Raw genomic sequence first — 25247 nt, forward strand, 5'->3', positions numbered from 1 at the left:
GATGTCGGATCTTCTTAAAGGCAAACGCGGCCTTATCATGGGCGTGGCCAATGACCGCTCGATCGCGTGGGGCATCGCCAAGGCCATGCACGAAGCGGGCGCCGAACTGGCCTTCACCTATCAGGGCGAAGCATTCGGAAAGCGGCTGGAGCCCTTGGCGCAAAGCCTCGGCAGCGACTTCATGGTCGACGCGGATGTGACCGACGACGAATCGCTGGATCGCGCCTTTAACGAACTAGCCCAGCGTTGGCCGACGATTGATTTCGTGGTCCACGCAATCGCCTATTCGGACAAGTCGGAACTGACCGGCCGGTTCCTGAACACAACGCGGGCGAACTTTAAACATTCGATGGATGTATCGGCCTACTCCTTTATCGAGGTCGCCCGCCGCGCCTATCCCATGATGAAGGACAATGGTGGCACTTTGCTGACGCTGACCTATCAGGGCTCGAACCGCGTGGTTCCGAACTACAACGTGATGGGTGTCGCCAAGGCGGCGCTGGAATCGGCTACGCGCTATTTGGCCAATGATCTAGGCCCCGAAGGCATTCGCGTGAACGCCATCTCGCCCGGTCCGATGAAAACACTGGCCGGTGCGGCCATCGGTGGCGCACGCAAGACCTACAAGTTCTGCGACCAGAATGCGCCCATGCGCTCGAACGCGACGCTGGAGGCCGTGGGCGGCACTGCTGTGTACTTGGCATCAGAAGCCGGAGCCTGCACCTCGGGCGAGATTATCAAGGTAGATGGCGGGTTCCACGTACTGGGCATGCCGCAGCCAGACTTTATGTGACCCGAGTTTTCCCTGCCGGTGCCAAGATTTGACCATCTTTCACCGGCAAAACAGGCGGCATGAGCAAAGCTGATCATATTGTTGCAAGCAACGCGCGCTCCTCTAGGTCCCGTCGTAAATCGGGTTTTCTAGGGGTACGCGGGCGGATTGCATTGCTGGGCCTGACAACATTGTTAATGTTGTTTGTGTTTTTCACGCAGCCGCAGGTTCGTGCTGAGTTCGAATCCTGGACCAGCCTGATTACAGGCTGATCCTCCCTACTACGATAGGTCAGTTGACCGAAATAACCTCGACGTCGAAAATCAGATCCTGACCTGCCAATGGATGATTTGCATCCAGCGTCACTGTTGCGTCGTCAGCCTCGACCACGGTGACTGGCAGCACCTGACCTTCAGGCGTCTGCATCTGCAGTTGTGATCCTGGTGTCAGGGGGATGTCATCCGGGATACCTTCGCGGGGGATGCTTTGCCGCATTTCTGGATTAATCGGTCCATAGGCATCAACACAGGCAATCTCGACTCGCTTCTTTTCGCCAACCGTCAGACCCGGCATCGCACTGTCCAGACCCGGGATGATCTGGCCCGAGCCCACCACGAACTCCAACGGGTCGCGCCCGTCCGAACTGTCAAAGACGTTTCCGTCCAACAGCGTACCGGTGTAGTGAATGCGAACAGTGTCGCCCTGTTTGATTGCGGTCATTCTGGCCTCCGGCCGTTAAAGAGTTGAACGGCCAACCCTAGGGGCTGACACGTCATTGTAAACCCTTCCCCCTTTCAAGCGACCACCTGTTGTGCAAACCTGCGCCGGATGGATGGAGGGGACACGATGCCGATCACAACATGCGTTTTCGACGCCTATGGCACGCTTTTTGATGTAGCGGCTGCGGCACGACAGGCCGCGGCAGAACCGGGCTTTGAATCACTGCAGGAAAAGTGGCCCGATCTGGCGAATTACTGGCGCCTGAAACAGTTGCAATACACATGGCTGCGCGCCGTTGCCGACGCTCATGCTGATTTCTGGGACGTGACCCAAGATGGGTTGGATTGGGCGCTGGAGGCCACTGGTCTGGACGGCAACGCGACCTTGCGACAGCGCTTGCTGGACCTGTATTGGGAATTGCAGGCTTACCCCGAGGTTCCCGCCATGCTAGCCGCTCTGAAAGCCGGCGGCCTTCAGACTGCAATACTGTCGAACGGCTCCCCTCCGATGCTTGACGGAGCGGTCCAATCGGCTGGCATCGGCGATGTACTGGACGATGTTCTTTCGGTCGAAAGTGTCGGCGTCTTCAAACCGCATTCCAAAGTCTATGATCTGGTTCAACAACGTTTCGGATGCGCGCGGGACGAGGTTCTGTTTGTCAGTTCAAACGGGTGGGACGCCGCGGGGGCCAGCGGGTACGGCTTTGTGACCACTTGGGTCAACCGGGCACAGGAGCCGATGGATCGCTTGCCATGGAAGCCTGCGCATGTACTGTCCGACCTGACGACCATTCCCCAAATCGCAGGACTGTAATGCCCTTTTTCACGACCACTGACGGCAAGAAACTATATTTCGAGGACACCGGGTCCGGCATACCTGTTTTCTGTCTTGCAGGGCTGACCCGTAACACGCAGGATTTTTCGTTTCTGGCGCCACAGATGACCGATCATCGAATGATCGCAATGGATTACCGGGGGCGTGGACAATCGGACTATGACCCCGACCATAGCAACTACAACGTTTTGCGCGAAGCGCATGACGCCATTGAATTGCTGGATCACCTTGGCCTTGAGCGGGTATCAGTGATCGGAACGTCACGCGGGGGTCTGATCGCCATGGCACTGGCTGCCAGCCACCCGGAGCGTCTGGCCGCAGTTGTGCTTAACGATATTGGCCCTGTCATCGATACGTCGGGTATCGCCAAGATCATGGACTATGTCGGCAAACAACCCGTATCAAAGACCTATGACGACGCGGCGCGTGCCCTGCAGCACATGATGCAGGCGCATTTCCCCGGTGTCCCACTGCAAAGGTGGCGACAAATGGCTGAGTTCCAGAACGAGGAAACCCCGCAAGGTTTGAAACTGCGCTACGACCCAAGCCTGCGCACCGCTCTTCTGGATCAGGCAGCGGCAGGCGCGATACCGGACATGTGGCTGTTCTTTGAAGCTCTGCGAAACATCCCGACCGGTGTTATTCGCGGCGAAAACTCGGACGTGCTAAGCGAGCAGACCCTGGCCGAGATGCATGATCGACATCCGGGGCTGGTCTCTGTCTCGGTTCCAGATCGGGGCCATGCGCCTTTTCTGGATGAACCTGAATCGCTGGAACTGATCCGAAAAACACTGGACGCCCTATGAGCACATTGCAAATGATCGAAGCCGCCGCTGAACGGCTGAAAGGACATGTACGGGAAACGCCGCTGCTGTCCTCTCCGTTCATTGATGAACTTGCCGACCGTCGGGTTCTGGTTAAACCCGAATGCCTGCAGCACACGGGCAGTTTCAAGGTTCGAGGGGCTTGGTCGGCCATCTCCGCATTGGGTGAAGCCGAGCGCCAGAGCGGTGTGATCGCCTATTCGTCGGGCAACCACGCACAGGGGGTAGCGTATGCCGCCGCACAACACGGCATATCCTCCGTCATCATCATGCCCTCGGACGCGCCGCAGTTGAAAATCAACAACACCCGCGCTTTGGGCGGAGAAGTGGTGTTGTACGATCGTGCCAATGAAAGCCGTGAAGAGATCGGCGAAGCCCTTGCAGCCGAGCGTGGCTTGACGCTGATCCGCCCCTATGACGAACCACAGGTTATAGCGGGTCAGGGCACGACGGGATTGGAGATCGCCCGGCAAGCCACTGCCCTTGGTGTCACCCAAGCCGACGTTCTTGTCTGCTGCGGCGGAGGCGGGCTGACGTCTGGAATCGCGCTGGCATTGGAGGGTCACGCTCCGGGGCTTCGCCCCCGCCCGTGTGAGCCCGAAGGATTTGACGATGTGAAACGCTCATTGGCGACCGGGCATATTCAGACGAACAAGGCGACATCCGGCAATCTTTGCGATGCGATCCTTACACCGCAGCCCGGCGACCTCACCTTTCCCATCCTGAACCGTTTGTGCGGTCCGGGCCTTTCGGTCACGGAAGAGGAAGCCCTTCGCGCCATGGCCCAAGCATTTTTGCGATTGAAAATAGTGTTGGAGCCAGGCGGCGCTGTGTCGTTGGCTGCCGCTTTGTACCGTGGTACCGAAATTGAAGGCGACACTGTTATCGTAGTGGCATCTGGCGGCAACGCTGACCCGGAAGTCTTTGGAAAAGCGCTGGAATTCCTGACCTGACAACACAGGACCGATAAGGCAGGGTGCTGGCTTAACGTATGACGAACGGGGATTATGTCATGCAAATTGCAGATTTCGGGGACATAAAGCTCCATTACCGTGAGGATGGCGATCCAAGCGGGGCACCGGTCGTGTTCGCCAATTCGCTGGGCACGGATATGCGGCTTTGGGACGCCGTATTGCCTCATCTGCCGGCCGGGCTTCGTCTGATCCGGTATGACAAACGGGGGCACGGGCTGTCTTCTGCACCGCCCGCTCCGTATTCTATGGGGGCGCTGGTTCGGGATGCAGAATCCCTGCTGGATCACCTCGAAATCCGGGACTGTGTGTTCGTGGGCCTTTCGATTGGCGGGCTGATTGCACAAGGCTTGGCCGTCAAACGGTTGGACTTGATCCGGGGGTTGGTCCTGTCGAATACCGCGGCCAAAATCGGCACCCCAGCGATGTGGAACCAGCGTATGGACGCCATTCGTGAAGGTGGGATCGAAGCGCTGGCAGACGCCACAATGGAACGCTGGTTCTCAAAAGCCTTTCTGGCGACGCCAGATCACCTGTTGTGGCGCAACATGATGGCGCGACAACCCGAGGACGGATACTTGGGATGTTGCGCGGCGATTTCAGGCACGGATTTCTATACGCCAACCAGCGGCTTAAGATTGCCTACACTGGGCATTGCCGGCAGTGAGGATGGCTCAACTCCGCCTGATCTGGTACGAGAAACCATTGATCTTGTCCCCGGCTCTCGTTTTGAACTGATGCGCCGAGCCGGGCATCTGCCCTGTGTCGAGCAACCCCAGGAATACGCAGCGATTCTAAGCCGTTTCCTGGCGGATATCGGGCATATCTGAAGGAGAACAGCATTGGCAGATTTCCTTTTGGTCCATGGGTCATGCCACGGTGCGTGGTGCTGGCGCGATCTGATCCCCGAACTTGCCGCCTTGGGGCATACGGCACGCGCAATCGACATGCCTAGCCACGGTGCTGATCCGACACCGGTTTCCGAGGTCACATTGCAGGGATGCCGCGACGCGGTACTCAAGGCGTGTTCGCCGCAGACGATTGTCGTCGGGCATTCATGGGGCGGCTACCCGATCAGCGCCGCGGCCGAGGCCCAGCCGACAAGGATGCGCGCCTTGGTGTATTTGTGCGCCTACCTTCCCAAAGACGGGATGTCGATGATAGAGATGCGCCGACAGTCCCCTCGTCAGACCATCGGAGATGCGGTGGATAAATCGGCAGATGGTCTATCCTACACGGTCAAGCCCGAGCGGGTTCAGGATCTGTTTTATCACGACTGCCCGGCTGAAACCGTACCCTATGCGCTTTCGCGGCTATGTCCTCAGGCCATTGCGCCGCAAGATACGCCCCTGCCGCTCAGCGATGCATTCGCGCGCGTATCCAAGGCTTATATCCAAGCCACCGACGACCGCACGATCCCGCCCGAGTATCAAAAGCAGATGAGTTTCGGTGTTCCCGAAGCCATGCGGCATAGCATCGACAGCTCTCACTCTCCGTTCTTTTCCCATCCGGGTCTGCTGGCTGAAATATTGGACAGTATCGCAAGTGACTTGCCCCACGAGAGCGGGGCGTAAGCCACTTTTCAGCGATAAACTCTGTGGCTAGAGTGCCGGAGTATTCACTCAGCGGTTTCCATGCGTCTTCCCTTTTTCTTTGTCCTGCTCACAGTCATGATCGACGCAATGGGCATTGGGCTGGTTCTGCCGATCATGCCCGAACTCATCGTCGAAGTTCAGGGCGGTACGCTGGCCAGTGCAGCAGTTTGGGGAGGTGTTCTCAGCACTGCATTTGCGGCAATGCAATTCGTCTTCGGCCCCATCCTCGGCAATCTTTCAGACGCCTATGGGCGCAGGGCAGTTCTGCTGGTGTCACTATTCGTTATGTCATTGGACTATGTGGTCATGGCATTGGCGGGCAGTATTTGGCTGCTATTGGTTGGGCGGATTGTCGGCGGAGTCACAGCGGCCACCCACGCCACCGCAGCAGCCTTTATGGCAGATGTTTCCAAACCCGCAGAAAAGGCGGCCAATTTCGGTCTGCTCGGCGCAGCTTTCGGCGTCGGGTTCGTTTTGGGCCCCGTGATCGGCGGCCTGCTGAGCGAATACGGGACCCGTGCCCCCTTCTGGGCAGCCGCTGCATTATCATTGGTGACCTTTGCAATTGGTCTTTTCGTAATGCCCGAAACCGTGACCGACAAAACGCGCAGAGCTTTCAATCTGCGCCGCGCAAACCCGATTAATTCCCTCCGCGCCATTGCGGGATTGCCCGGCATTCGCCCGATGCTGTGGGTCTATTTCCTCTACTCGATCTCAATTTACGTATACCCTGCCATCTGGGCTTATTTCACCACCGAACGGTTTGGGTGGTCCCCCCAGATGATCGGCTTGTCCCTTGGTGTTTATGGAATTGGCATGGCCGCTGTTCAAGGCGGGTTGATCCGGCCAGCTACCCGGTATCTGGGCGAAAGAGGAACGATCATCTACGGCATGGTCATCGAGATTATCAGCTTCGCTATTCTGGCGTTTCTGACAAGTGGTCTGATCGCATTGCTGATGATCCCTCTCACCGCGTTGGGTGCGGTTGTGACCCCCGCCTTGCAAGCGATGATGTCCAAGGCTACGCCGGACAGCCAGCAAGGCGAGTTGCAGGGCGTCCTTACCTCACTGCATGCCCTATCGATGGTGATTTCCCCCTTGCTGATGACCAGCGTCTTTGCGCAGTTTGCCAGACCAGATACGGGACTTTATCTGCCGGGTGCCCCTTTCTTGCTGGCCATGGTCTTGATGGTCGTCGGCTTTGCAGCCTTTCTGAAAGCAAAACCCAAAAAAGTGTAACAGCGACACCGCTGTGACGGATTCCACCTTGCAGCCTGCAATCGGGCGCGCCACCGTGACCCAAAGGAAATGAGGGAAGAGATGCAAACAATCAAAGCCGCCGTCTGCCGGGCCTTCGGTGACCCCTTGGTCATCGAGGACATCCAAATCGCGCCACCTCAAACGGGCGAGGTCGAAGTCACTCTGGACGCGGTCGCGATCTGCCACTCGGATATATCCTACGCAAGCGGTGCCTGGGGTGGGTTCCTGCCTGCCGTTTATGGGCACGAGGCCGCGGGCGTCATTACTGCGGTTGGTCCGGCAGCTGGGGGCTTTGCCATCGGCGACCCGGTTGTCGTCACCCTCATCCGCGCCTGCGGATCCTGCCCGTCTTGTGCAGGCGGCAACCCAACGATTTGCGAAACGCCATATGACACCGTTAAAGGGCCGCTGCGCACAGCCGACGGTGGACCGCTGGAACAGGCCATGGCCTGCGGTGCCTTTGCCGAAAAAGTTGTGGTCAGCCACCGTCAGATCGTGAAAATCCCGTCAGACATGCCCAAGGATGTAGCTAGCCTATTGTCCTGCGGTGTGATCACCGGCGTGGGTGCCGCGGTGAACGCCGCCGGTTTGCGTCCAGGGCAGGACGTGGTCGTGATCGGTGCTGGCGGCGTGGGGCTAAACGCCATTCAAGGCGCGCGTATCGCCGGAGCGCGGCGCATTGTGGCCGTCGACATGACCGAAGATAAGTTGGACATCGCTGCAGAGTTCGGTGCGACGCATGGTGTCTTAGCGACGTCGAAGTCACCATGGAAGGACGCCTACAAAGCCTTGGGCGGGCGTGGGGCCGACGCCGTGCTGATCACGGTGGGCGCCATCCCAGCCTACGATCAGGCACCCCGCTATCTTGGACCCGGTGGGAAGGCTGTCATGATCGGGATGCCTCATTCAGGTGATCAGTCAAGCTATGAACCCGTTATCCTTGCAGCGCTTGGGCAGGGTCTGATCGGATCGAAAATGGGCGACGTGGTCATACAGCGCGATATTCCCTGGATGATTGACTTGTATGAACAGGGGCGGCTGAAGCTGGACGAGCTGATCTCGGGCCGGTGGTCGTTGTCGCAGATCAACGAGGCGATCGCAGACACCAAAACCGGCTCGGCCAAGCGAAACGTGATCATGTTCGACAAAGCCTGAGGCAAACGACCGGAGGAGACGCCATGAAGCTGCAGGACCTCGACATCATTGTGACCGCTCCGCCGGCACCCGGTTGGGGCGGGCGCTATTGGATATTGGTCAAAGTCACGACCGACACAGGCATAACCGGTTGGGGCGAATGCTATGCTTCATCTGTAGGCCCTGATGCTATGCGCCACGTCATTCGGGACGTCTTTGAGCGTCACATACAGGGCGAAAACCCCGAAAACATCGAGCTTATGTTCCGCCGCGCCTATTCCAGCGGCTTTACACAACGACCCGATCTGACAGTTATGGGCGCGTTTTCGGGGCTCGAGATCGCGTGCTGGGACATTCTGGGCAAAGATCGCGACCGTCCCGTCTACGCTCTGCTGGGTGGGCTGGTGAATGATCGGATCCGCGCCTATACCTATCTGTACCCCCTACCCCAGCATAATCTTAACGACTTTTGGACCGCACCTGATCAGGCAGCTGAATGCGCTGCTGAAATGGTTCGACGCGGCTTTACAGCGGTCAAGTTCGACCCTGCCGGGCCTTATACAATACGCGGCGGGCATATGCCTGCAATGTCCGATATCTCGATGTCTGTCGCCTTCTGCAAGGCCATCCGTGAGGCCGTGGGCGACAAGGCAGATCTGCTGTTCGGAACCCATGGCCAATTCAACACCGCCGGTGCGATCCGCCTGGGTCAGGCGCTAGAGACATATTCGCCACTGTGGTTCGAAGAACCCACACCCCCCGACATGATCGAGGACATGGCCCGCGTTGCCCGCAATGTCCGAATTCCTGTGGCAACAGGCGAACGGATGACCACGAAGGCCGAATTCGGAGCCGTCCTGCGCGCTGGCGCAGCCGAGATTCTTCAACCTGCACTGGGCCGTGCCGGTGGCATCTGGGAAATGAAGAAAGTCGCTGCAATGGCCGAGGTCTTTAACGTACAAATGGCTCCGCACTTATACGCGGGGCCGGTGGAATGGGCCGCGAATATTCATCTGGCGGCTTCGATCCCAAATCTGCTTTTGCTGGAAACGATCGAGACCCCATTTCACGACGCCCTGATCAAAAGCAAGTTGCGCGTTGAAAACGGCTTTGTAACGGCACCTACGGCTGCAGGCTTGGGCATCGATGTCGACGAAGACTTGGCGCGGGCGCATCCTTTCACAGGTGACGGATTACACCTTCAGATGCAGGAAGAGCCCTGCAATTACGTCGACGGCAATGCGTTTCAGGGCGGTGCCCCTGCAACCGAGGGGTGACAAACTGCTGCGGTTTGGGGCATATTACCTTGACCCCCTATCGCAAGCAGGCCCCCACGTGACACTTAAGGAAAAAGACGCTCAGGATCAGGACAGCGCCCTTTCAGATATGCAAGAGAGCGCCGCGCATGCCGCTGCGTTCTTGAAAATTCTGGCCCATGAAGGCCGCCTGATGATCCTTTGCCATTTGGGCGAAGGTGAGAAATCAGTAGGTGAGCTTGAGAACCTGCTGAATATCCGACAAGCCGCCGTCAGCCAGATGCTGGCGCGATTGCGCGGCGAGGGGCTGGTGTCGACCCGGCGCGAGGGGAAAACGATCTACTATTCGTTGCAGGACGGAAACACAGCCCAAATGATTGGTTTGCTTTACGACCTGTTCTGTAAACCGCAAGACTAGTTTGACACATACCCTGCAATCACCTGCATCAGCTTAAAGGCCGTGGCGGCATCGTTTTCGACAACGGCCAAGAACTCTTCTTCCCCGATCCGCAGGCAGGACAGGTTCGTCTCGGCAAGCATGCTCAGTGCGCGCGGCTCTTTGCGGATCAGGCCCAGCTCTCCGACCAGCGCTCCTGCACCAACTTTTGTGATCAACTGATCCGGTCCGTCAGGTTGTGGCAGATACAGACCCGCCTCGCCTTCCAACACCACATAGGCCCCATCTGTGGGTTGGTCGTCCTTGAGGAACACAACCTCGCCAGGCTTGGCATCAAACCAGCGGGCACCAAAGGCCAAAAGGCGCAGCTGACGACGGTCAAGACCCGAAAACAGCGGCGTCTGCTCAAGCGCGCGCAGCTTGCGCGCCAAGTCGGCCGAGGCTGCACTGTCTTCTTCCACGTCTGCAGGTCCTTCATCTGAAACCACCCGACCTTGCCGGATTTCGACATACATGTCGAATACATCCGGATTGTCATACTGATCGTTCAGATAAATGACGGTCGTCTCCGGCAGCAAAGAGCGTATATTCTTATAGACCGCCACCTGCGTGGCCATGTCATAGCTGGCCAGCGCATTGTCCAAAATCAGGATATCCGGTTTCTTTATCGTCGCGCGCGTGAACGAGAGCGGCTCGGCAAAAACCGCCGGCAGATTCTGACCACCCAGCGCCACCGGAACGTCATAGATCAATTCGACCACCTGTGGCCGTGCCCCGTTGCGGTCAAGAACATCCACGATCAGTTTGCGCACCTCGTCCGAGCGCGCACCCCCAATCTGACTGACCTTGCCGAACAGCGCATTCTCCATCACCGTCAGGCCGGGCGCAAATTCTTCGGCATTCAGTGGCACAAACACGTCGTGCAAAGTCTCAAGCAGTTTATGCGAATGACTGTGGCGCAGTTCAAGAATGCGGTTCTTCAGTTCATCTGAAAATGCCGGACCGATTTGCTCGGCCGAAATCACAACGGGAACCGCAAGCAGGTTAGCGAGCTGTTCGTCATTCAGACCCGAGACCCCCTCATCCCGCGTCTGCTCCAGCAATTCTATCGCGCTTTCATAAGTCTGTGCTTCAAGGCCCAGCTTTCGAAACAGCGGATGGTCTGTGCCGTCCAGACCAAAGATCTGCCGCAGCATATCCACCACATCGCGCGTCAGGTTGACCAGTGTCTCGTCCAGGCCCAGTTCTCGAAGCTCTCCCAAAAAGACAGGTTGGCGGGCCAGCAAGTCCTGCGTCACAGGCACACGCGGTGTCGCGAACAGCAGGTTTTCGGCAACGGGTAAGGCAGGATTGTAGCAGCACCAGTCAAAGATCAGGGCCTGCTGTTCAAGCCCGGCATCTCGCACCGCCTGCTGTACGAGGGGTCGCAATTCAATAAGCTTCCGGGCCAGATCCTGATGTTCGTCCGGTTCAAAGACCTGTTCTGCACCACGTTGGAAAAGCGCCGCGCCCGAGCCCATGCCGTCGATCAGATGCAGCCACCAGTCGCGCAGAGATTCGGCGTTTTCAACACCAGCCCGCGAAGGGTCAAGCCATTCGGCTCTGTAGGGATCGTCGCTATTCCCTGCCCGCCGGGTCTCTGCAAAGTCATGATCTTCGACCCCGCCTGTCACCGGCTTGAACCGCATCGGCATCATAACGTTGTCGCCCAACGAGCCTTGAAACATCACCGGACGCGAAGACGCGTATCCAACTCGTGCAGCAACGACGCCTTGGTGCAGGTCGGCCATGTTTTCCGCCCCGATTTCAACCCGACCGGACGAAGGCATGATCTCGCGCGTCAGCAATTCTGCCAGGGCGCGCCGATCTTCTTCGCTGGGGGCTGCGACGCCGATGGTTTTTCCACCGGGAAAGGTCAGGTTCAGGTCATCAAGAACCTGATTGCCGTCCATATCCCGGACCGAGACGTGATCCAGTGTTATATCGCCGTTCAGGCGCGGCGTGCTGTCTGGTTCGCCTTCGAACAGTTTTTCGTCAACCATTCCCGTGGGTGCAAACCGTTCAACCACTACGTCCCAGCGCAAGGACATGTCCTGAGTCTGATTGTAGTAGGTCAGCAGCTCTTTCCACGGAGAGCTCAGGTCCTTGTAGGCCGCCAGCGCCGCGACAAGCGCACCCAGCGAGACTGAGCCCTGTAGAACCAGCAAACCGCCGACCAGATAAAACAAGAACGGCGTCAGTTGCGAAATGAAGTTGTTGATGAACTTCATAAAGAACTTTTTCTGGTAAATCTCGAAACGGATGCTGAACAGCCGCCCCAGCTGGTCCGAGATCATCGCACGACGGTACCGCCACCCCCCATTCGTGCGCAGCGTCGACGCGCCCGCCGCGTTTTCCCCGATTTGGGCGGCCAGAATACGAACTTCTTGAATCCGGCTTTTGTTTAACAGGTTGATCTGGCGTTGCAGCTTGGGGATCAACCAGGCCTGCACCGGGATTAAGGCAACCGCGGCAAGGCCGAACCAGACACTTTGCAGAAACAGGAAAGACAGGATGGTGATCATCTGCCCGGCCTGCAGCACGGGTTGGCTGATCGCGTCCCCCATCAACCCACCCATCGGCTCGCTTTCGGCAGTGATCATCGAGACCATCTCACCCTGGCTGACGCGCTCGAAATAAGGTTGGGGAAAGCGCAGCGCGCGACTGATTAGTTGATACCGGAAACGACGCAGCATCCGCTCGCTCAGAACGCCTTTCATCGTGTTGATCCGCATTTTCATCAGGCCGTGGGCCAGAACCGCAGCCAGAAACGCGAAACACAGGATGATCAGGAAGGTGGTCTGCGGCAACTGATAGCCCATCACGTTCACCACCGAGCTTCCGGCCCCGATCGCATCGTTGATGATCCGTTTTGGCAATTCCAGCGTCAGGTAAAGCAGCGGAAACAGCGTCGCAGTCACGGCCAGCAAGATCAACTGATCGCGTTTGGAGTATTTCCAAATAAAGCGGAAAATCGTGCGTTCTATGGAACCTGCCCCTGTTGCGGATCACTGACCCGATCTTGGCGACATTGTCGCAAATCCAATGGTTTGAATTTACCGCAATCGTGGCCAGCGACGCAAACAGTTTCCAATTTGATCAGATTTTCGCCGAATGTGAACAAGTTCATTTGCGCAACCACAAGTTACCGCCTAGTGTTTAAATCAGGACGATGTCGGGAGGATTAATTTGCCTGCCAATTTAGGCGCAGTGTTTTTGATGCTCTGCTTATTGCAGATCAAACATATGTTCGCGGACTATTACCTCCAAACGCCGAAAATGCTGGCGGGACGCGGGGAATATTTTCATATGGGACGCGCACAACATGCGGCAGTGCATGTTGTGGGGTCCGTCATTGTTTTCCTACTATTTGGCTCGCCTTGGGCATTTATTCTTATCATCGCCGCACTGGAATGGATCGTTCATTTCAATATTGATTTCGCAAAGGCCAGCTATTCCGACAAAAAGCAACTAATGCCAACGCAAGCGGCCTTTTGGCGCGCGGCCGGGCTGGATCAGTGCCTGCACAATCTAACCTATGTCGCAATGGTCTGGGCCTGGGTGAAATTCGCAGCTTAGGCGACCTTACCCAACGCACTCTGCCGGTAAGCTGACAGCCACATCTTGTCCAATTCATCTATTCGGTCGGTGTCAAACGCATCCGAATGCTCCCAATAGCGACCCGACGGCACGTAGTAACCCAGCTCTTTTTCACGCAGTAATGCCGCACTCATCCCATGCGTGCACGGCAGATCGACCGAACCAAGCGATGTCGAAGCGACCGAAGGATAAACCAGCCTGCTTTCCCCGTTGGAAAGCCGCACGATCCGACATCCCTGAGCAGCACCGAACAACCCAAGCCGAGCCGATTTTGCTTCAAGCGACCTGAGCGTAACGTCAGCACGCAAAGGGTCGGCCGCCCCGGTTCCATAGAAATGTGTCTTTCCAGCGCTGGGATATACCATGTCACAGCCGAAATATGCCAACACAGAGGGGCGCAGCGCAGCCAGTGCCCAGTACCCTGCGGTAAAGGCCATCGTGCCGCCCGCGTAGACGAACCCACCATAGTCATTTTGCAAAGGTACGTAGTCTGCGGCACCAACAATGGATTGACTGCTAAGCGTCGCGGTGGGTCTGTTCTCGACCGGGAAGTCCTCGGGGTGGATCAGTACATCCCAATCATTACGAATACGCCAGGCGTTGTTGATCGCGACTATGTGCGTAAATGGCGAACGCTCCCAATCCTTCGCTGCAACGGCAGACGGCGCGCTTCCAAGAATCAAAACTCGGGTCTGAGTATCGGTCATTCTGGGGTCCTGCCTTGTTGCAGTCCCCAGAAAGGTTAGAGCGTTTTACGCGTTAAACTACCCCAAAACTGAAAAACTGCTTTCCTCGTTGATCGGGCGTTTCCGGGAATAGAACCCCACGTCGATCGCGCGATTGATATAGGGCAACGTAAACTGCAGCGGTTGGGCGTCATGATCAGCGCCACCTTCGACATAGTCTATCAGAGCAGCCATCATCTTGCCGGCAATTGGCGCATTCTTGTATTGGTTCCCGCTTGTGCCGCAGGCCATATAGAACCCCGGCAGGCTGGATTTGTCATAGATCGGAATCCAGTCGGTCGAGGCGTCATATAGGTCCACCACGCCCCGCGTCTTAGACGGGATGCCGAGGCTAGGAACCCGCTGAGCATAGCGCATCGCCTGCGTGGTCCATTGGTCGGTGAAATCACGGTTGTAGTTGACATCATCCTCGCACCACTGATGCGGATCGCACTCCGGGTCTTCCGAGCCCACAAGGATGTGGTTGCCATGCTCGGGGCGGCAATACAGCGCGATGTCGCTGTCGGAGACGATGGTGCCACCGTTTTCAAAATCGAACCCTTCGGGCGCAGGCACATGCACGACCTCTTGCCGAAGAGGACGCGTCTCGATGGTCATATCATCCAGCACCCCTGCCATACCGTTGATGATGGCCGACCCCGGCCCGGCCACATTCACTACCACCTTGGCACGGATTTCCTCACCATTGGCCAGCTTGACCCCAGCTACGCGCCCGTCCTCCGTCAGAATTTCAACCACCTCGGCCCCTGTTCGCACCTCGGCCCCGTGCTGTTTGGCGGCATCCATCAGGTTCTGCGCCGACAATGCCGGGTCGGTCACGTAACCAGCCTGCGGCCAGAACACTCCGCCTTGCATCTTCCGTCCGTTGGACTGGCCAAACTCAGGATCGTCCATGCGTTTTGGCGGTGTGAAACTGTCCATGGAATAGACGGGCAGGCGTTCCGTGATCTTCTCGGGTGTCCATTCCTCAAACGGGCAATCCAGATCCGCGCTGTTAACCATGTGTTTTTCCAACATCCCGTTGGCCTCGGTCTTCATCACCAGGCACCCGGTCTCGCGGAACTGCGCCAGATTAGCGTTTTCTGGCAAGCCCAGATACGCGGCCCAGTCGCGCCAATAGTGATAGCCCTCCCACGCAAAAGCAGTGCCATCAAAGGTGGAGTAATGCATCCGAATAATCGCGCATGACCCTGCGGTTGAGCCATGCCCCACTTGGGTATTGCGATCCAGTGACAAGGTTTTCCACCCGGCCTTGGCCATCTCGAACGCGATAGCTGCGCCGATCACGCCCGTTCCGATGATGATTGCGTCTGGTTGGGTCATGACGGGTCTCCTGTCCAGTAGCGCCGGGAATAGGCGCTGAATTCCTCGATCTCTTCACGGCGCGGCTCAACCCCAGTGAAGACAAACAAATAGTGCGGCACCATGGCGATCCGCACAGACATGGGTTCGTTCAGTTGCGCCAGATCGTATCCGATCTGCATGTAATACAGCACGCGGGCCCGGGTCTCGGCCTCGACCTCGGGATAGCCATAGCGCGCGAACATGGCGTGCAAAGCCTCTAGCCGCCGCGCATCCGACTGATCCAGCGCACGGCGCACCTTGCCCGATTTACGCGCCCAGTCGCGTATGGCGAAATCCAACGCGGTGTCGAACAGATCGGTGTTCACCACGCAGCGATGCACATTGCACACCGCGCCCGTGATAGTGTCTGCCGGGGCCTCGGCCTGACGGATCAACCCGGCGGTGTTGGTCGCCTGCCAGCGTGCCAACAACGCGTCCAGCAGCTCTTGCCGCGATTTGAAATACCAATAGAACGAAGACCGCGACACCGCCATCCGCTCGGCCAGATTCAGCACCTTGATCTGGTCGATCCCGTCCGAGATCAGTACGTCCATCGCCACGTTCAACCAGTCGTCGCGCGTGACCTTTATGTTACCCACCAGAGGCTCGGCCTCGGGGTCGTCGCGGTGCAGGATCGGTTTGCTCATTCAACTCTCGGGCGGCGCACCGCCCTCCTCTGTGCGTCGGGCAATGAAGTCGTGCAGATCGCCCAGCCGGTCAGAGTTCTGAACGGGGGATTCGAAATTGGCAAGGATGTCCTTCCAGACCCCGGTCGCGCGATGGTTGGCATCGACCGATCCGCGTTCCGTCCACGTGCCGAAATTGGCATAGTCGTGCAGATGGGGTTGGTAGAACTCGGTGTTATAACGCTCCATTGTCTGGCTGGTGGCGAAGAAGTGTCCGCTGGGGTCGACCTCGCGCAGCGCGCTATCGAACCCGATCTCGGACGCGCCAGCTTGCGCGCCATTGCAAAGCTCGGCCACCATGTTCAGCACTTCGGCATCGCTGACCAGTTTTTCGTAGGATACGGTCAAGCCGCCTTCGAGCCACCCGGCCGAATGGATGATCACGGTTGCCCCGGCCATCAGACAGCCCCACAGGCCGAACTGGTTTTCATTCGCCGCCTGAACGTCATTGATGTTCGAGGCCGAGCCTGCAGCCGACCGCCACGGAAGGCCCAGATGCCGCGCCAACTGCCCCGCCGCCAAGGACGCCTGAAAGTGCGAAGGCGTCCCGAAGGCAGGCGCGCCCGATTTCATGTCTACGTTACTTGTGAACGTCCCATAACACACCGGCGCGCCGCGGTTGGCGAGCTGCGTCAGGGTCAGCGCGGCCAGCGCCTCGGCATGGGACAGAGTGATAGCGCCCGCCACGGTGATCGGAGCCATCGCGCCCATTAGCGTGAACGGTGTGATGATCGAGATTTGGCCGTGCCGCGCAAAGTCGATCAACCCTTGCGCCATCGGAATATCCAGCGTGCGCGGGCTGTTGGTGTTGATGATCGTATAACAATGCGCGTTACCCCGGAATTCGTCATCCGAAAGCCCTCGTGCGATAGACAGCATCTCAAAACTGTCCAAAACCTGCGGTTTTCCACGCGAGAAGAAGAAAGGGAACTTGTCCGTCAGCTCCATCTGCGCGCGCGTCGTGAAGTAGTGTCGCACGTTGGTCGGCACGTCCTGCGGTTCGACCAGGGGCGAGATCATCTGGAACACGTCGAAATGATGGGTGAGCTTCAGGAATTCCAGATAGTCGCGTCCCGATCCCGGCCGCCGCCCGCGTTCTAGATCGGTGGCGTTGGGGGCCGCAGCACCAGGTTGAAAGACCAACGATCCCAGTTCCAGCGTGAAATCCCGATGCCGCGCCCCTGCCCGGCAAGCGATGGATTTGGGGGCCGAGGCGACAGCGGCCTCGACCATATCCTTGCCAATAAACACCATCTCGGTGTCTTCATCGACCTTGGCCCCTGCCTTGGCGAACAACGTCCGCGCTTCGGGCAGCAGCACCTTGATGCCCAGTTCCTGCAACAGACGTAAGGACGACGCGTGCATGTCGGCGATCTGATCCGCCGAGAACACCTCCATCGGCGGAAACGGGTTTCTGAGCTGGCGGTAATTCACATCCCGTTTGGGTGCGGGGGCGGCCTCGGTCCCCCGTCCCCGCCTGCGTCTGCCACGTTGAGCTTCCATGTTCAGCCTCGCATCGCTTTGCCTTGCGGGTCGTACGGTGATGGCGCAACGATCCGTGCAGAGCGTTCGACACCGACCACATGCACTGACAATTCGGTCCCCGGCTCGGCCTTGTCCCGGTTGACCAGCGCCATTGCCAGCGATTTGCCGGTATAGTGGCCGTACCCGCCCGAGGTCACAAAGCCCACGCGTTCGCCGTCCGCCCAGATGGGCTCGTACCCGCTGGCGTCAGCGTCCGATGCGTCGACCTCCAGCGTGATCTGCACTTGGGCCGGTCCGTTGCCGTCGCGTTCCGCCAAGGCAGCCTCTTTGCCGACAAAGGATTTATCCCAGTCGATCCAGCGATCCATTCCAGTCATCCCCGGCGTATAAAGCTGAGTGAATTCCGCCGACCAGATGCCAAAGCTCTTTTCAAGCCGCGTGGACAGCATCGCGTTGAAGCCACATTCTCGGATGCCTTCGTCGGCCCCGGCTTCCAGCAAAATCCGACGCAGTTTTATGTGGTCGCCATAACGGCAGTTGATCTCGTACCCTTTCTCGCCTGTTACCGACATGCGGGCTACACGGGCGCGGACCAGACCGATATCGAACTCGCCGCAGCCCATGAATTTCAGGCCCGAGATATCCTGCTCGGCCAGCTTCTCGACCACCGCCTGCGATTTAGGGCCAACCACCGCAAACCCGCAATATTCTTCGCCCAGATCGCGGACCGAGACACCGTCGATCATGTGGTCATCGAACCACCGCATGTGCCAGGCGCGCAGGTAATAACTGCCCATGATCCACCACGTCCCGTCGCCCCAGTTCAGAACGGTCAGGTCACCCTTCAGCCGCCCGTTCTCACCCAGCATCGGGGCCAGCTTGGCACGCCCCGGCGCAGGCAGTTTCGAAGCCATCACCCTGTCCAGCCAAACCTGCGCGCTGGGGCCGCTGACTTCGAACCGCGAGAAGCCGGTAATATCCATCAAACCGACACCCTCGCGGATCACCTTGCACTCCTCAGCTACGATGTCATGCGCGTTTGACCGTTTCAGGGTTGGCGTTTCCTCGAACCCTTTCGGCGCAAAATAGAGTGGCACTTCCAGATCCCAGCTGACGCCCCACTTACACCCGGCTTCAGTCATCGCATCATGCGCCGGGGCCATTTTCAGAGGACGCCCCGCAGGCAATTGCTCGTTCGGATAGGTCATCACGAAGCGGCGTGAATAGAACTGCCCCGTGGTTTCGCGGATATAGCGTTTGTTTTGCGCAAAATCGCCAAAGCGGGCCACGTCCATCGGCCACGCGTCGGCTTCGGGCTCACCATGGATCATCCACTCGGCCAGTGTTTTACCAACGCCGCCGCCCTGCAGGAACCCGGCCATCACAGCACAGGCTGACCAATAGCCACGCTTGCCCGGCACCGGCCCGACCAGAGGGTTGCCGTCCGGCGCAAAAGTGAAGGCGCCGTTCACCCAAGTCTTGATGCCCACATTCTGGATCGAGGGGTAGCGTTCGAAACCCAGCGTCAGCTCATTCTCGATCCGATCCAGCTGTTCTTGAAACAGTTCCTCGCCATAGTTCCACGGCGCGCCATCCATGGCCCAGTGTTCGTGCTCGACCTCGTAGATACCGACCAGAACGCCTTTCTGGTCCTGCCGCATATAGGTGAAGCCTTCTAGGTCCACGGTCATCGGCATCTCGAAATCTGCCTGCGCGACCTCGGGCACGGTATCGGTGATCAGATAGTGGTGTTTCAGCGGAGAAACCGGCAGTTCTACCCCCGCCATGCGCCCGACCTGCTTCGCCCAGAGCCCCGCCGCGTTGACCACATGTTCGCAGGTGATCGTGCCCTTGTCGGTCACAACCTCCCACCCATCGGCCGTCTGCGTCAGGCTTTCGACCTTGGTTTCCTCATAGTATTCCGCACCGCGCTTTTTCGCCGCCGTCGCGTAGGCCTGGACCGTACCGGTAGTGTCGATATAGCCTTCGCGATCAGCCCACATCGCGCCCAAGACGCCATCGGTGGACATGATCGGGCAGCGTTTCTGCGCCTCTTCCGGCGACAGCAATTCGCAGTCATCAATGCCGATGGACTGGAAAATACGGTAATTCGCCTGCAACCACTCCCACCGTTCGGGCGTACCTGCCAATGTCAAACCACCAGTCATGTGCAAACCGATATTCTGGCCTGATTCTTTCTCGATCTCACTCAGCAGGTCGATCGTATAGGCTTGCAGCGCCGCCATGTTTGGATCGGCATTCAGCGCGTGAATACCGCCCGCTGCGTGCCACGATGACCCCGAGGCCAGCCGTCGTCGCTCAAGCATCACCACATCCGACCAGCCGAACTTGGCCAGATGATACAAAACCGAAGCGCCTACGACCCCGCCTCCGATAACCACAACGCGATACTGAGACTTCATCCCGCTCTCCCCTGCATGACTTAAACGGGACGCTAGACGCACTGTTCACTTCTGTCTAGACATTTATGTACAGTTCGTGACGACGAATTGTGTTGATTGAATTCAACGAAATTAGAGTTGGGCGCTGGCGCGCGCTGCGACCTTATCGAACCATGCCTGAGTCGCTTTGTTTTCTTGCGGAATTCGCATTTTTATAACGCGGGCAAAATCTACAAATACAAAGGCCGAGATATCAGCCAGGGTAAACTCCGGACCTGCGACATAGGCACTTTCCGCTAAGCGCCCTTCGAGCATGTCGAGGAATCGCCTCACCCTTTCGATCCCGCGTTGGGCCAATTCCGGGATTTGCGCATAATTCGCCGGGCCGGGAATCGCGCGACCTTCGAAAACGGGATGGGTATTGCGCAGCGCCTCGGCGACCGGCGCACCCCCTTGCTGTTCGACAATACTGTTCCACATCAGAACCAACCCCTTTTCGTCAGATGTACGGCCCATCAGCGGCGGCTCGGGGAAGCGGGCTTCGAGGTATGCCGCGATGCCAAGGTTTTCGGTCAACGCGGTCCCCTCATCTGTAACCAGTACGGGAATAGTGCCATTTGGATTGACCGCAAGGAATTCATTGCTCATCTGCTCGCCTTTGGCGATCGAGATGTCACGCGTTTCAATTTCAAGCCCTTTTTCAGCTATGAACATCCGCGCACGGCGCGGATTAGGTGCGGTCGAGCAATCATAAAACAGCATTGGCATCCCCTTCAGCGGCGATAGACGAAACAGCGCCCCGCGACGGCCCCGTCGGGTAAAGACAACTCGGTCAATCCGTCAAAATACATACGGTCACTAGACACCATCAGTCCGCCCTCGGCCAGCAACGGCTCGATCAGAGGGGATACAAACCGCGCGAAAGCGTCGTTCTTTTCGCGGTTATGCCCGCCAAGGTCAGCATGAATCAGGCTGGCGGTTGCGCCAAAACGGTCCAGCGATGCCGGCAACGTCTCGCGGACATCCCCCAGAATCACCAGATCGTCCGGAGGTGTCGAGTCCGGGTGCGACGCGACCGCGCGTTCGAACACATAGACCGGTCGGTTCCGCACATACTGCACCATGTGATGATAGGTGCGACCATTGCCCAGCCCCAATTCGAACACCGGTCCCGGCATGTCCTGGGTCTGGTCAATGGCAAAGTCCAGACAAGCCCTTTGCGAGACCATACGGTCGATAAACAGATCAAGACGACTTTGGGGATCGGACACTGGGAAATCTCTCCTTGATAGTTGCCGTCGCATAACAAGGCAACGACACCACCTGTGATGACAAATCATCAAGGGTTTGTGTAGGCAATTTCGCCGCAGTTTCATATTTCCGCGACATTTCAACACAAGAACGGGTTTGACTAAACAGGGGCAACCGCGCGAAACTGCGTCAAAAAACACGGGGAGTTGATCAAGCCTATGCCGAGTGACGGCCGAACGGGTGGAAAACCCGCATGACTGCGTTGTTGTCTGTCAGGGATCTTAGCATCGGGTTCGGTGCTGGTGAGGCCGTTGTTCAAGGTGTCAGTTTTGACGTCGAGGCCGGGCAGACTTTGGCACTGGTGGGCGAGTCCGGCTCTGGCAAAACCATCTCGTGCCGCGCAGCACTTCGGATCCTCCCACGCACGGCGCAAATTCGCAGCGGGACCATTACTCTGAATGATTCCAAAGGCATGGAAAACCTGACCGCGATAAGCGAGCGCCAGATGCGCGACATTCGCGGCAATCGGGTCTCGATGATCTTTCAGGAACCTATGCGGTCGCTGTCGCCGCTGCACAAAATCGGCAATCAGGTCAGCGAAGTTCTGTGGTTGCACCGCGGCGCATCCGAGGCGCAAGCCCGCAAAGAGGTTCTGACCCAATTCGAACGCGTGGGATTCCCCGACCCGCAGCGTGCCTATGATTCTTATCCGTTCGAGCTGTCCGGCGGGATGCGGCAACGCGCGATGATCGCGATGGCGATGGTCGCCAAGCCAGAGCTGCTGATCGCGGATGAGCCGACCACCGCGTTGGACGTGACCACTCAGGCTCAGGTGCTGGGGCTAATCAAGGAGCTGCAGCGCGAGACGGGCATGGCGCTTATCCTTGTGACACACGATCTGGGCGTGGTAGCGAACATGGCCGAACAAGTGGTCGTCATGCACAAAGGCCGCGTCATGGAGGCCGGCGCCGCTGCGCCAATTCTGACCGCGCCAGCGCATCCATACACGCAGCAATTGTTCAATGCCGCGCCCGCGATTCCTGAAAAGGACGCAGTAGGGCTGCCCATGCCCCATGAGGACCTCATCCTGCAAATGAAGGATGTGTCCAAAACCTATACGATGCGCTCCAGCAAGGGTTGGCAGGGCGATCGAATGATCTATGCGTGCCGGGGCGTCGATCTGAATCTGGCGCGCGGCAAGACACTGGCCATCGTCGGTGAAAGCGGATCGGGCAAAACCACCGCAGCCCGTATTGCACTAGGGGCCGAGCCCCCCGATCCGGGCGGCGAGGTGCTGTTTCGCACCGCGCCCGACGCCGATCCGATCACGGTCCATAAAATGACCCGCGCCCAGCGCACCGCGTTTCAGCGCAAGGCTCAGATGGTGTTTCAGGACCCCTACAGCTCACTCAGCCCGCGCATGCGCATTCAGGACGCCATGACCGAGCCGCTTGAGATTCACAATATCGGCTCACCAGCTGAACAACGTGACAAAGCGGCAGACATGTTGAAACGCGTCGGTTTGAACGCCGACATGCTAAAGCGCTACCCGCATGCGTTCTCGGGCGGCCAGAGACAGCGTCTGTCGATCGCACGGGCAATGATGCTGGACCCACAGCTGATTGTCTGCGACGAGCCGACCTCGGCATTGGACGTTTCTGTGCAAGAGCAGATCCTGACCTTGCTGGAAAACCTGCAGGACAGCCTGAACCTGTCTTACTTCTTTATTTCTCACGACCTTGCTGTCGTGGCCCGCATTGCCGACGAAGTTGCGGTGATGCGCCGGGGTCTTGTGGTGGAACAAGCGCCGCCCGAGACCCTGTTCTACAACCCACACCACCCCTACACAAAGGCGCTGATTGCCGCTCAACCGGAACCCGACATCAACCGGCCCATTGACCTGAATTTGGTTGCTTTGGGCGCCGGTTCCCCCGACAGTTGGGAAGACGCCTTCCGATTTACGGACTCCGTGATACCTTCGTTGGTAGAGATGGAGCCCGGCCATAAGGTACGATGCCATGTTTAAGACCCCTCGCCCCCTGATCCTGGCAGCCGCCCTGTCTGCGTTTTGGTTTCCGCCCGTCGTGGCCGAGACACCCACCCCGCAGGAAAGCGCTTTCTGGCAAGCCGAAGTGGCTGCCGGAAACCTCCCCCCTGTGCAAGAACGCCTACCCGCCGAACCATTGATCGTCGATCTGAACGCCAAGGGGCGCGAATTCGGCACTCCGGGAGGAACCTTGCGAACCATGGTTACCCGTTCGAAGGACATCCGGCAGATGGTCGTCTATGGCTACGCTCGGTTGGTAGGGTTCGATGAGAACTACGAAATCGTGCCCGATCTGCTGGAATCCTTTGAAACCGAAGACAACCGGAAATTCACTCTGAACCTACGCGAAGGCCACAAATGGTCGGATGGATCCCTCTTCACATCCGAGGATTTCCGGTATTGGTGGGAGGACGTGGCAAACAATGAATTGCTCAGCCCGTCGGGACCACCGGATTTTCTGATCGTCGAAGGCAAGACACCGACCGTCACCTTCCCGGATGAAACGACCGTTGTTTTTGAATGGGGAGACCCAAACCCGGATTTCCTGCAGTCGCTTGCTCAGGCCCGCCCGCCGTTTATCTACCGCCCATCTGAGTTTTTGAAACAATACCACGAGAAGTTCGCAGATGCAGAGGAGCTGGCCTTTCAGGTTGAAGACGCCCGCGTCAAAAGCTGGGCTGCACTGCACAACAAACTCGACAACCTCTATAAGTTCGACAATCACGAGTTGCCGACGCTGCAACCCTGGCTGAACGCCAGCTCAGGTAAAAAAATCCGGCATAATTTCGTGCGCAATCCTTACTACCACCGTATCGACAGCAAGGGCGTCCAATTGCCCTATATCGACGTGGTCGAGATGGAGATCGTGGCACCCGGTCTGGTTGCCGCAAAAACCAACGCAGGCGAGACCGATCTTCAAGGTCGCGGGCTGGCGTTCCGGGATGCGTCGATCCTGAAAAAAGGTGAAGCCGGCGGGGACTACAAGACACTGCTTTGGAAAACTGGTGTTGCGTCCCAGATCGCGATTTATCCCAACTTGAACTATGCCGATGAAGGCTGGCGTGATGTACTGCGTGACGTGCGCGTACGGCGCGCGCTTTCGCTGGCCATCGACCGCAAGACGATAAATCAGGCGCTATATTTCAAACTGGCACAGCCGGGCGCGATGTCGGTCCTGCCAGCCTCTCCTTTCTACAACGAAGAAAACGCCAAGGCTTGGGCGCAGTATGATATCGACAAGGCCAACGCATTGCTGGATGAAGCCGGGTTGACCCAACGCGACAAGAACGGTGTTCGCCTTCTGCCTGACGGTCGCCCGATGGAGCTGATCATCGAAACCGCAGGCGAGCGTCAGGAGGTCGAGAATGCCCTGCAGATCGTGACAGATACGTGGCGTGAGATTGGTGTTGATCTGGTAATGCGCCCACTGGACCGCGACATCCTGCGCAACCGAGTATTTGCGGGCAACACCATGGCCTCGGTCTGGTTCGGCTGGGATGACGGCATTCCGCAAGCCCACACATCACCTGCCTATCTGGCCCCAACGGATCAGGTGTTTCTGGCTTGGCCGAAATGGGGTCAGTATTATCAAACGGGTGGTGATGTAGGGGAAGCCCCTGATATGCCTGAAGCCGCACGGCTGATGGAACTGGCTCATGACTGGGAAATCGCGACCACAGATGATGAGCGCAAAGCCGTGTGGACCGAGATGCTGAAGATCCACGCTGACCAGCTTTATGCGATTGGTATCCTGAATGGTGCCCCACAACCCGTCGTAGTATCGAACCGTCTGCGCAACGTACCCGAACAGGCCATGTGGGCATGGGAACCCGGCGCGCATTTTGGCATTCACCGACCCGACGAGTTCTTCTTCGCCGACTGACA

At 58.0% G+C, this 25247-nt stretch carries 23 protein-coding genes; 14 read left to right on the forward strand and 9 right to left on the reverse strand.

All coding sequences use genetic code 11. The features are described 5' to 3' along the window. Position 1: 1 nt before the first annotated feature. Complete coding sequence (locus ACR0DX_RS09915; RefSeq protein ID WP_170354843.1) at positions 2-793, forward strand: enoyl-ACP reductase FabI; 792 nt, start codon at positions 2-4, stop codon at positions 791-793. Positions 794-852: 59 nt separating this feature from the next. Next, entirely contained in the window at positions 853-1044 is a 192-nt protein-coding gene (locus tag ACR0DX_RS09920) for a hypothetical protein (RefSeq protein WP_170354842.1), read from the forward strand. Between the two features lie 19 nt (positions 1045-1063). Here ACR0DX_RS09920 and ACR0DX_RS09925 read toward each other — a convergent pair whose 3' ends face one another. Then, on the reverse strand, positions 1064-1492 hold the full coding sequence (locus tag ACR0DX_RS09925) for an FKBP-type peptidyl-prolyl cis-trans isomerase (RefSeq protein WP_170354841.1): 429 nt from the start codon (positions 1490-1492) through the stop codon (positions 1064-1066). Between the two features lie 126 nt (positions 1493-1618). On the opposite strand from ACR0DX_RS09925, the gene ACR0DX_RS09930 reads away from it, so the two are divergent. The 9 genes from ACR0DX_RS09930 to ACR0DX_RS09970 all read left to right on the forward strand — a co-directional run bounded on the left by ACR0DX_RS09930 (position 1619) and on the right by ACR0DX_RS09970 (position 9784). After that, positions 1619-2305: a haloacid dehalogenase type II gene (locus tag ACR0DX_RS09930; RefSeq protein ID WP_170354840.1), complete on the forward strand. Its 687-nt coding sequence runs from the start codon at positions 1619-1621 to the stop codon at positions 2303-2305. After that, positions 2305-3132, forward strand: a complete 828-nt coding sequence (locus ACR0DX_RS09935) for an alpha/beta fold hydrolase (RefSeq protein ID WP_170354839.1) — start codon at positions 2305-2307, stop codon at positions 3130-3132. Before ACR0DX_RS09930 ends, ACR0DX_RS09935 begins: the two co-directional genes overlap by 1 nt. Next, on the forward strand, positions 3129-4103 hold the full coding sequence (locus tag ACR0DX_RS09940; protein WP_170354838.1) for a threonine/serine dehydratase family protein: 975 nt from the start codon (positions 3129-3131) through the stop codon (positions 4101-4103). Before ACR0DX_RS09935 ends, ACR0DX_RS09940 begins: the two co-directional genes overlap by 4 nt. A 59-nt stretch (positions 4104-4162) precedes the next feature. Further along, positions 4163-4951 (forward strand): 3-oxoadipate enol-lactonase, encoded by a 789-nt coding sequence (pcaD, locus tag ACR0DX_RS09945; protein WP_170527412.1) that lies wholly within the window; start codon positions 4163-4165, stop codon positions 4949-4951. Between the two features lie 12 nt (positions 4952-4963). Then, positions 4964-5695, forward strand: a complete 732-nt coding sequence (locus tag ACR0DX_RS09950; RefSeq protein ID WP_170354836.1) for an alpha/beta fold hydrolase — start codon at positions 4964-4966, stop codon at positions 5693-5695. A gap of 60 nt (positions 5696-5755) precedes the next feature. Further along, on the forward strand, positions 5756-6955 hold the full coding sequence (locus ACR0DX_RS09955; RefSeq protein ID WP_170724493.1) for a TCR/Tet family MFS transporter: 1200 nt from the start codon (positions 5756-5758) through the stop codon (positions 6953-6955). Positions 6956-7036: 81 nt separating this feature from the next. Then, positions 7037-8131 carry a Zn-dependent alcohol dehydrogenase gene (locus tag ACR0DX_RS09960; protein ID WP_170354834.1) on the forward strand — a complete coding sequence of 365 codons (1095 nt, stop codon included), beginning with the start codon at positions 7037-7039 and terminating at the stop codon, positions 8129-8131. A gap of 23 nt (positions 8132-8154) precedes the next feature. After that, a complete protein-coding gene (locus ACR0DX_RS09965) occupies positions 8155-9387 on the forward strand; it encodes a mandelate racemase/muconate lactonizing enzyme family protein (protein ID WP_170354833.1) in 1233 nt (410 codons plus the stop codon). Positions 9388-9496: 109 nt separating this feature from the next. Next, positions 9497-9784, forward strand: a complete 288-nt coding sequence (locus ACR0DX_RS09970) for an ArsR/SmtB family transcription factor (RefSeq protein ID WP_170355056.1) — start codon at positions 9497-9499, stop codon at positions 9782-9784. Here ACR0DX_RS09970 and ACR0DX_RS09975 read toward each other — a convergent pair. Next, positions 9781-12777, reverse strand: a complete 2997-nt coding sequence (locus ACR0DX_RS09975) for a cyclic nucleotide-binding domain-containing protein (protein ID WP_480846016.1) — start codon at positions 12775-12777, stop codon at positions 9781-9783. The genes ACR0DX_RS09970 and ACR0DX_RS09975 overlap by 4 nt on opposite strands. A 244-nt stretch (positions 12778-13021) precedes the next feature. Between ACR0DX_RS09975 and ACR0DX_RS09980 the strand changes: the two genes are divergently transcribed. Beyond that, positions 13022-13381, forward strand: a complete 360-nt coding sequence (locus ACR0DX_RS09980; RefSeq protein WP_170355054.1) for a DUF3307 domain-containing protein — start codon at positions 13022-13024, stop codon at positions 13379-13381. Here ACR0DX_RS09980 and ACR0DX_RS09985 read toward each other — a convergent pair. The 7 genes from ACR0DX_RS09985 to ACR0DX_RS10015 all read right to left on the reverse strand — a co-directional run bounded on the left by ACR0DX_RS09985 (position 13378) and on the right by ACR0DX_RS10015 (position 21369). Next, positions 13378-14109, reverse strand: a complete 732-nt coding sequence (locus tag ACR0DX_RS09985) for a hypothetical protein (protein WP_480845991.1) — start codon at positions 14107-14109, stop codon at positions 13378-13380. The two genes, ACR0DX_RS09980 and ACR0DX_RS09985, sit on opposite strands and share 4 nt — an antisense overlap. A gap of 57 nt (positions 14110-14166) precedes the next feature. Continuing rightward, positions 14167-15471, reverse strand: coding sequence for an FAD-dependent oxidoreductase (locus tag ACR0DX_RS09990; RefSeq protein WP_170354831.1), 1305 nt, complete (start codon positions 15469-15471; stop codon positions 14167-14169). Next, positions 15468-16139 carry a TetR/AcrR family transcriptional regulator gene (locus ACR0DX_RS09995; RefSeq protein WP_170354830.1) on the reverse strand — a complete coding sequence of 224 codons (672 nt, stop codon included), beginning with the start codon at positions 16137-16139 and terminating at the stop codon, positions 15468-15470. The genes ACR0DX_RS09990 and ACR0DX_RS09995 overlap by 4 nt, the downstream gene beginning before the upstream one ends. After that, entirely contained in the window at positions 16140-17681 is a 1542-nt protein-coding gene (locus ACR0DX_RS10000) for a trimethylamine methyltransferase family protein (RefSeq protein ID WP_170354829.1), read from the reverse strand. A gap of 2 nt (positions 17682-17683) precedes the next feature. Beyond that, on the reverse strand, positions 17684-20086 hold the full coding sequence (locus tag ACR0DX_RS10005; protein WP_480845994.1) for a GcvT family protein: 2403 nt from the start codon (positions 20084-20086) through the stop codon (positions 17684-17686). Positions 20087-20197: 111 nt separating this feature from the next. Continuing rightward, entirely contained in the window at positions 20198-20827 is a 630-nt protein-coding gene (locus tag ACR0DX_RS10010; protein WP_170354827.1) for a glutathione S-transferase, read from the reverse strand. Between the two features lie 11 nt (positions 20828-20838). After that, positions 20839-21369, reverse strand: coding sequence for a class I SAM-dependent methyltransferase (locus ACR0DX_RS10015; RefSeq protein ID WP_170354826.1), 531 nt, complete (start codon positions 21367-21369; stop codon positions 20839-20841). A 200-nt stretch (positions 21370-21569) separates the two neighbouring features. On the opposite strand from ACR0DX_RS10015, the gene ACR0DX_RS10020 reads away from it, so the two are divergent. Both ACR0DX_RS10020 and ACR0DX_RS10025 read left to right on the forward strand, forming a co-directional pair. Further along, positions 21570-23342: an ABC transporter ATP-binding protein gene (locus ACR0DX_RS10020; protein WP_170354825.1), complete on the forward strand. Its 1773-nt coding sequence runs from the start codon at positions 21570-21572 to the stop codon at positions 23340-23342. Continuing rightward, entirely contained in the window at positions 23335-25245 is a 1911-nt protein-coding gene (locus ACR0DX_RS10025) for an ABC transporter substrate-binding protein (protein WP_480845997.1), read from the forward strand. Before ACR0DX_RS10020 ends, ACR0DX_RS10025 begins: the two co-directional genes overlap by 8 nt. The last annotated feature ends 2 nt before the right edge of the window (positions 25246-25247 follow it).

This window comes from Ruegeria sp. D3 (genome assembly GCF_056534465.1).

What these genes read in the sequence shown, in the direction of transcription:
- ACR0DX_RS09915 (WP_170354843.1), top strand. Translation starts at nt 2, where the DNA reads ATGTCGGATCTTCTTAAAGGCAAACGCGGCCTTATCATGGGCGTGGCC.
- ACR0DX_RS09920 (WP_170354842.1), top strand. Translation starts at nt 853, where the DNA reads ATGAGCAAAGCTGATCATATTGTTGCAAGCAACGCGCGCTCCTCTAGG.
- ACR0DX_RS09925 (WP_170354841.1), bottom strand. Translation starts at nt 1,492, where the DNA reads ATGACCGCAATCAAACAGGGCGACACTGTTCGCATTCACTACACCGGT.
- ACR0DX_RS09930 (WP_170354840.1), top strand. Translation starts at nt 1,619, where the DNA reads ATGCCGATCACAACATGCGTTTTCGACGCCTATGGCACGCTTTTTGAT.
- ACR0DX_RS09935 (WP_170354839.1), top strand. Translation starts at nt 2,305, where the DNA reads ATGCCCTTTTTCACGACCACTGACGGCAAGAAACTATATTTCGAGGAC.
- ACR0DX_RS09940 (WP_170354838.1), top strand. Translation starts at nt 3,129, where the DNA reads ATGAGCACATTGCAAATGATCGAAGCCGCCGCTGAACGGCTGAAAGGA.
- pcaD (WP_170527412.1), top strand. Translation starts at nt 4,163, where the DNA reads ATGCAAATTGCAGATTTCGGGGACATAAAGCTCCATTACCGTGAGGAT.
- ACR0DX_RS09955 (WP_170724493.1), top strand. Translation starts at nt 5,756, where the DNA reads ATGCGTCTTCCCTTTTTCTTTGTCCTGCTCACAGTCATGATCGACGCA.
- ACR0DX_RS09960 (WP_170354834.1), top strand. Translation starts at nt 7,037, where the DNA reads ATGCAAACAATCAAAGCCGCCGTCTGCCGGGCCTTCGGTGACCCCTTG.
- ACR0DX_RS09965 (WP_170354833.1), top strand. Translation starts at nt 8,155, where the DNA reads ATGAAGCTGCAGGACCTCGACATCATTGTGACCGCTCCGCCGGCACCC.
- ACR0DX_RS09970 (WP_170355056.1), top strand. Translation starts at nt 9,497, where the DNA reads ATGCAAGAGAGCGCCGCGCATGCCGCTGCGTTCTTGAAAATTCTGGCC.
- ACR0DX_RS09980 (WP_170355054.1), top strand. Translation starts at nt 13,022, where the DNA reads ATGCTCTGCTTATTGCAGATCAAACATATGTTCGCGGACTATTACCTC.
- ACR0DX_RS09985 (WP_480845991.1), bottom strand. Translation starts at nt 14,109, where the DNA reads ATGACCGATACTCAGACCCGAGTTTTGATTCTTGGAAGCGCGCCGTCT.
- ACR0DX_RS09990 (WP_170354831.1), bottom strand. Translation starts at nt 15,471, where the DNA reads ATGACCCAACCAGACGCAATCATCATCGGAACGGGCGTGATCGGCGCA.
- ACR0DX_RS09995 (WP_170354830.1), bottom strand. Translation starts at nt 16,139, where the DNA reads ATGAGCAAACCGATCCTGCACCGCGACGACCCCGAGGCCGAGCCTCTG.
- ACR0DX_RS10000 (WP_170354829.1), bottom strand. Translation starts at nt 17,681, where the DNA reads ATGGAAGCTCAACGTGGCAGACGCAGGCGGGGACGGGGGACCGAGGCC.
- ACR0DX_RS10005 (WP_480845994.1), bottom strand. Translation starts at nt 20,086, where the DNA reads ATGAAGTCTCAGTATCGCGTTGTGGTTATCGGAGGCGGGGTCGTAGGC.
- ACR0DX_RS10010 (WP_170354827.1), bottom strand. Translation starts at nt 20,827, where the DNA reads ATGCTGTTTTATGATTGCTCGACCGCACCTAATCCGCGCCGTGCGCGG.
- ACR0DX_RS10015 (WP_170354826.1), bottom strand. Translation starts at nt 21,369, where the DNA reads ATGCGACGGCAACTATCAAGGAGAGATTTCCCAGTGTCCGATCCCCAA.
- ACR0DX_RS10020 (WP_170354825.1), top strand. Translation starts at nt 21,570, where the DNA reads ATGACTGCGTTGTTGTCTGTCAGGGATCTTAGCATCGGGTTCGGTGCT.
- ACR0DX_RS10025 (WP_480845997.1), top strand. Translation starts at nt 23,335, where the DNA reads ATGTTTAAGACCCCTCGCCCCCTGATCCTGGCAGCCGCCCTGTCTGCG.